Source organism: Melaminivora alkalimesophila (assembly GCF_000282995.1).
GTDB lineage: Bacteria > Pseudomonadota > Gammaproteobacteria > Burkholderiales > Burkholderiaceae_C > Melaminivora > Melaminivora alkalimesophila.
On the sequence record NZ_ALEE01000272.1, the window covers coordinates 1 to 5,396 of the forward strand.

The window sequence follows — 5,396 nt, forward strand, 5'->3', positions numbered from 1 at the left end:
GCCGCACAAGGCGGTGGACACCATCGTCATCGCCGCCGAGCTGGTGGGCCAGCTGCAGACGCTGATCTCGCGCCACAGGAACCCCATCGACGTGGCGGTGCTGAGCGTGACGCAGATCCACGCCGGCGACGCCTACAACGTGCTGCCCGGCGAGGCCGTGGTCCGCGGCACGGTGCGCACCTACAGCACCGCCGTGCTCGACGAGATCGAGGAGCGCATGCGGCGCATGGTCGAGCTGCTGCCGCAGGTGCACGGCGGCAGCGGCGAGCTGCATTTCCACCGCGCCTACCCGCCGCTGGTCAACTGGGACGGCCCGACCGACTTCGCCATGCAGGTGGCGCGCGAGGTCTTCGGCGCCGAGCGGGTCGATGGCCAGATGCCGCAGCACGGCGGCGCGGAAGACTTTGCCTTCTACCTGGAGAAGGTGCCGGGCTGCTACCTGTTCCTCGGCAACGGCGAGGGCGCGCACCGCGAGGCGCAGTACACCGGCATGGGGCCGTGCGAGCTGCACAACCCGAACTACGACTTCAACGACGCGCTGCTGCCCATCGGTTCGACCTACTGGGTGCGGTTGGCGCAGGCCTTCTTCGCGCGGACGGGTGCCGCCGCCTGAGCGCACGCCCCGGGGCGGGTGGCGCCGGCCGTAACCGCTTCCATGCCAGAATGGAAACTCGATTACCTCCCTGGAGCCTGAAACCCATGCGCATCCGCCGTGCCACCAAGATCGTCGCCACCCTGGGCCCTGCGTCGAGCGAGCCGCAGCTGCTCGAGCGGATGATCGCCCTGGGCGTGAACGTGGTGCGGCTGAACTTCAGCCACGGCACGGCCGAGGACCACGTGCAGCGCGCCGCCATGGTGCGCGAGGCGGCGCAGCGCGCCGGGCGCGAGGTCGCCATCATGGCCGACCTGCAGGGCCCGAAGATCCGCGTCGGCAAGTTCGCCGGCGGCCGCGTGATGCTGCAGGCCGGCCAGCCCTTCGTGCTCGACGCCGAGCGCAGCGAGCCCGGCGACGAGGCCGGCGTGGGCCTCGATTACAAGGAGCTGCCGCGCGACGTGAAGCCGGGCGACATCCTGCTGCTCAACGATGGACTGATCGAACTTACCGTGGACGCGGTGCGCGGCGAGCAGGTCTGCACCACCGTGCGCGTGGGCGGCGAGCTGTCGAACAACAAGGGCATCAACAAGCAGGGCGGGGGCCTGACGGCGCCGGCGCTCACCGCCAAGGACATGGAGGACATCCGCACCGCCATGGGATTCCAGGCGGACTACGTGGCCGTGAGCTTCCCGAAGAACGCCACCGACATGGAGATGGCGCGCCAGCTGTGCAACGTGGCGGCGGCGCCCTACCGCCACCGGCCGGGGCTGATCGCGAAGATCGAGCGCGCCGAGGCGGTGCCGCTGCTCGAGGAGATCCTGCGCGTCTCCGACGGCATCATGGTCGCGCGCGGCGACCTGGCGGTGGAGGTGGGCAACGCGGCGGTGCCGGCGCTGCAGAAGAAGATGATCCGCATGGCGCGCGAGATGGACAAGGTGGTCATCACCGCCACGCAGATGATGGAGAGCATGATCACCAACCCGGTGCCCACGCGCGCCGAGGTGAGCGACGTGGCGAACGCCGTGCTCGACGGCACGGACGCGGTGATGCTCAGCGCCGAGACGGCGGCCGGCAAGTACCCGCTGGAGACGGTGCAGGAGATGGCGAAGATCTGCGCCGCGGCGGAGGCCGCCGAGGACCCGGAGCGCGATTCGGATTTCGCGGCCTGCACGCTCGGGCGCATCGACCAGTCGATCGCCATGGGGGCGCTGTTCACCGCGCACCACCTGGGCGCCAAGGCCATCGTCGCCATGACCGACAGCGGCTCGACGGCGCTGTGGATGAGCCGCCGGCGCGTGCACATCCCGATCTACGCGCTGACGCCGAAGGTCGCGACGCAGCGGCGCATGGCGCTGTACCGCAACGTGCGGCCGCTGCTGATCGACACCAGCGCCGACCGCGACACCGCGCTGGAGCAGGCCGAGGGCCACCTGAAGATGCGCGGCATCGTGCAGCAGGGCGACCTGTACGTGATCACCTGCGGCGAGCCCATGGGCCAGCCGGGCGGCACGAACATGCTGAAGATCTGCCGCGCGCAGTAGCGCCCGCGGCCGGCCCGGGCGCCGCCATGCCCCTGCGCGGGCGTGCGGCCGGGGGTGCTGGGTAGAATCGGGCGGTTACGAAGCGGTTACCACGCCGCATCCCCCAACCCCTGGAACGGATCGAACCCATGCCCCTCGTCTCGATGCGCGAACTGCTCGACCATGCCGCGGAACACGGCTATGGCATCCCCGCCTTCAACGTCAACAACCTGGAGCAGGTGCAGGCCGTGATGGCCGCCGCCGACGAGGTGGGCGCGCCGGTGATCCTGCAGGCCAGCGCCGGCGCGCGCAAGTACGCGGGCGAGAGCTTCATCAAGCACCTGATCCAGGCGGCCGTCGAGGCCTACCCGCACATCCCGCTGGTCATGCACCAGGACCACGGCACCTCGCCCGCCGTGTGCGAGGGCGCCATCGCGCTGGGCTTCGGCTCGGTGATGATGGACGGCTCGCTGCTGGAAGACGGCAAGACGCCCTCCGACTTCGCCTACAACGTCGAGGTCACGCGCCGCGTGGTGGAGATGGCGCACAAGGTGGGCGTCACGGTGGAGGGCGAGCTGGGCTGCCTGGGGTCGCTGGAGACCGGCGAGGCGGGCGAGGAGGACGGCGTCGGCGCCGTCGGCAAGCTCAGCCACGACCAGCTGCTGACCGACCCCGAGGAAGCCGCGCAGTTCGTCAAGGAAACCCAGCTCGACGCGCTGGCGATCGCCATCGGCACCAGCCACGGCGCCTACAAGTTCTCGCGCCCGCCCACCGGCGATGTGCTGTCGATCCAGCGCGTCAAGGAAATCCACGCGCGCATCCCGAACACGCACCTGGTCATGCACGGCTCGTCCTCGGTGCCGCAGGAGCTGCTGGCGATCATCAACCAGTACGGCGGCAAGATGAAGGAAACCTACGGCGTGCCCGTCAAGGAGATCCAGGAAGCCATCAAGCACGGCGTGCGCAAGATCAACATCGACACCGACATCCGCTTGGCGATGACCGGCGCGGTGCGCAAGTTCCAGGCCGAGAACCCCGACAAGTTCGACATGCGCGAGTGGATGAAGCCGGCGCGCGAGGCCGCCAAGGCGATCTGCAAGGCGCGCTACCTGGAGTTCGGCTGCGAGGGCCAGGGCGCGAAGATCAAGGGCCTGACGCTCGAGCAGATGGCGGCGCGCTACGCGGCCGGCGAGCTGCGCCAGGTGGTCCACTGAAGCCGGCCGGCCAGGGCCCCGGCAACCCGAACCCGCTCCCGCCAGGGCAGCGGGTTTTTTTGGCGCCTGTGCTTTTTTCGCACGACCGCGCTAAAGCAGGAAATTCTTCATGTAAGCTCAGGGTAAGCAGAAGTACGCAACCGAACGAAGCCCAGGCTTCCCGCGCAGGAGACGACACGATGCTGATTGGAGTGCCCGCCGAGACCGTGCCCGGCGAGACGCGCGTTGCCGCCACACCGGAGACGGTCAAGAAGCTCACGGCGCAGGGCCACACCGTGCGCGTGCAGTCCGGCGCGGGCGTGGCCGCCAGCGTGACCGACGCGGCCTTCGCCGCCGCCGGGGCGGAGTTGGTCGACGCGGCCGGTGCCTGGGGCTGCGAGCTGGTGCTCAAGGTGCGCGCGCCGGCCGCGGGCGAGGAGGCGCTGCTGCGCCCGGGCGCGACGCTGGTCGGCATGCTCAACCCTTTCGATGCCGAGGGCCTGGCGCGGCTGGCGGCCGCCGGGGTGACGGCCTACGCGCTGGAGGCCGCGCCGCGCACCACGCGCGCGCAGAGCATGGACGTGCTCTCCTCGCAGGCGAACGTCGCGGGCTACAAGGCGGTGCTGATCGCCGCCGAACGCTACCAGCGTTTCTTTCCCATGCTGATGACGGCCGCGGGCACCGTGAAGGCGGCGCGCGTGGTGGTGCTGGGCGTGGGCGTGGCGGGGCTGCAGGCGATCGCCACGGCCAAGCGCCTGGGCGCCGTGATCGAGGCGAGCGACGTGCGCCCGAGCGTGAAGGAGCAGGTCGAATCCCTGGGCGCGAAGTTCATCGACGTGCCCTACGAGACCGACGAGGAGCGCGAGGCCGCCGAGGGCGTGGGCGGCTACGCCCGGCCCATGCCGCCGAGCTGGCTGGAGCGCCAGAAGGTCGAGGTCGCCAAGCGCGTGGCGCAGGCCGACGTGGTCATCACCACGGCGCTGATCCCCGGGCGCGCGGCGCCGGTGCTGGTCACGCAGGAGATGGTCGAGGCGATGAAGCCGGGATCGGTGATCGTCGACCTGGCGGCCGCGCAGGGCGGCAACTGCCCGCTGACACAGGCCGGGCGCACGGTGGTGCACCAGGGCGTGACGCTGGTGGGCGAGACGAACCTGCCGGCGCTGGTCGCGGCCGACGCCTCGGCGCTGTACGCGCGCAACGTGCTCGACTTTCTCAAGCTGATCATCGACAAGGACGGCGCACTGCACATCGACCGGGACGACGACATCGTCGCCGCCTGCCTGGTGGCGCACGCCGGCCAGGTGACGCGCGCCTGAATGCCTTCCCACAGGAATTCCATCTTGAGCCTCCGAACGCTTCTCCGCACACCCCAGGCGCTGCGCCCGGCGCTGGCCGTGGCGGCGCTGGCCGCCCTGACCGCCTGCGCGCCGCTGCAGCCCGATCTGGTGCGCGTGGGCCGCGCGCAGCTGGAGCTGCCGCCGGGGCAGCCGTGGACCCCGCTGGCCGAGGACGCCACCGTGTTCGACGTGCTGCCGGACGACGTGGCGCACGACCTGCCGATGCACTCGCGGCTGCTGGGCTTGCGCGGCCGCGGCGGCGAGCTGCTGGCCAGCGTGCTGGTGCAGACCAACGCCACCAATTACCCGCGCGACACCACACTCTGGACCTGGTCCTGCCCGGCGCAAAAGGGCGTGCAGGTCGAGGACGCCACGCAGGGCAGCCCGGTGCGCATCGACTGCCTGCGCTACCGGCGCCGCGCCGACCTGGACAGTTACCTGGAGGCCAGCCGCCCGCAGCTGGCGCAGATGCTGGCCGCGCACGGGGCCGTGCCGGCGCGGCCGCACTCCCACGTCGCCTACCGCTATTCCACGCCCGAGGGCGGCTTCATCGCCATCGACGTGCTGGCCGACCAGCGGCTGCTGCGCCCGCCCACGCGCAACAACATGGAGTTCCTGCGCGCCGGCCGCCCGGCGCAGGAATGGATGCACCAGCTGCGCGAGGCCGCGCGCGTGAGCGCCGGCATGATGGACGGCCGCCTGGTGCTGCCACCCTTTCCCCAGCCGCTGCCGCAGTGACGGCCAGCGCCGA

5 protein-coding genes are annotated in these 5,396 nt (G+C 71.0%); all 5 read left to right on the top strand.

Annotated features, from left to right (window positions below; genetic code table 11):
• Window positions 1–613 (top strand): M20/M25/M40 family metallo-hydrolase (locus A612_RS05075; RefSeq protein WP_019373455.1); only part of this gene is annotated, 613 nt, incomplete at its 5' end.
• Window positions 614–699: 86 nt separating this feature from the next.
• Window positions 700–2,136, top strand: a complete 1,437-nt coding sequence (pyk, locus tag A612_RS05080; protein WP_019373456.1) for a pyruvate kinase — start codon at window positions 700–702, stop codon at window positions 2,134–2,136.
• A 128-nt stretch (window positions 2,137–2,264) separates the two neighbouring features.
• Window positions 2,265–3,329: a class II fructose-bisphosphate aldolase gene (gene fba, locus A612_RS05085; RefSeq protein ID WP_019373457.1), complete on the top strand. Its 1,065-nt coding sequence runs from the start codon at window positions 2,265–2,267 to the stop codon at window positions 3,327–3,329.
• Between the two features lie 179 nt (window positions 3,330–3,508).
• The gene (locus A612_RS05090) at window positions 3,509–4,624 is read left to right on the top strand and encodes a Re/Si-specific NAD(P)(+) transhydrogenase subunit alpha (RefSeq protein ID WP_019373458.1); all 1,116 of its coding nucleotides are present in this window, start codon (window positions 3,509–3,511) and stop codon (window positions 4,622–4,624) included.
• A gap of 24 nt (window positions 4,625–4,648) precedes the next feature.
• Window positions 4,649–5,383, top strand: a complete 735-nt coding sequence (locus A612_RS05095; RefSeq protein WP_019373459.1) for a hypothetical protein — start codon at window positions 4,649–4,651, stop codon at window positions 5,381–5,383.
• Window positions 5,384–5,396: the final 13 nt, after the last annotated feature.

Excerpts from the sequence above, each read along its gene's own strand:
- pyk (WP_019373456.1), top strand. The coding sequence starts at position 700 with ATGCGCATCCGCCGTGCCACCAAGATCGTCGCCACCCTGGGCCCTGCG.
- fba (WP_019373457.1), top strand. The coding sequence starts at position 2,265 with ATGCCCCTCGTCTCGATGCGCGAACTGCTCGACCATGCCGCGGAACAC.
- A612_RS05090 (WP_019373458.1), top strand. The coding sequence starts at position 3,509 with ATGCTGATTGGAGTGCCCGCCGAGACCGTGCCCGGCGAGACGCGCGTT.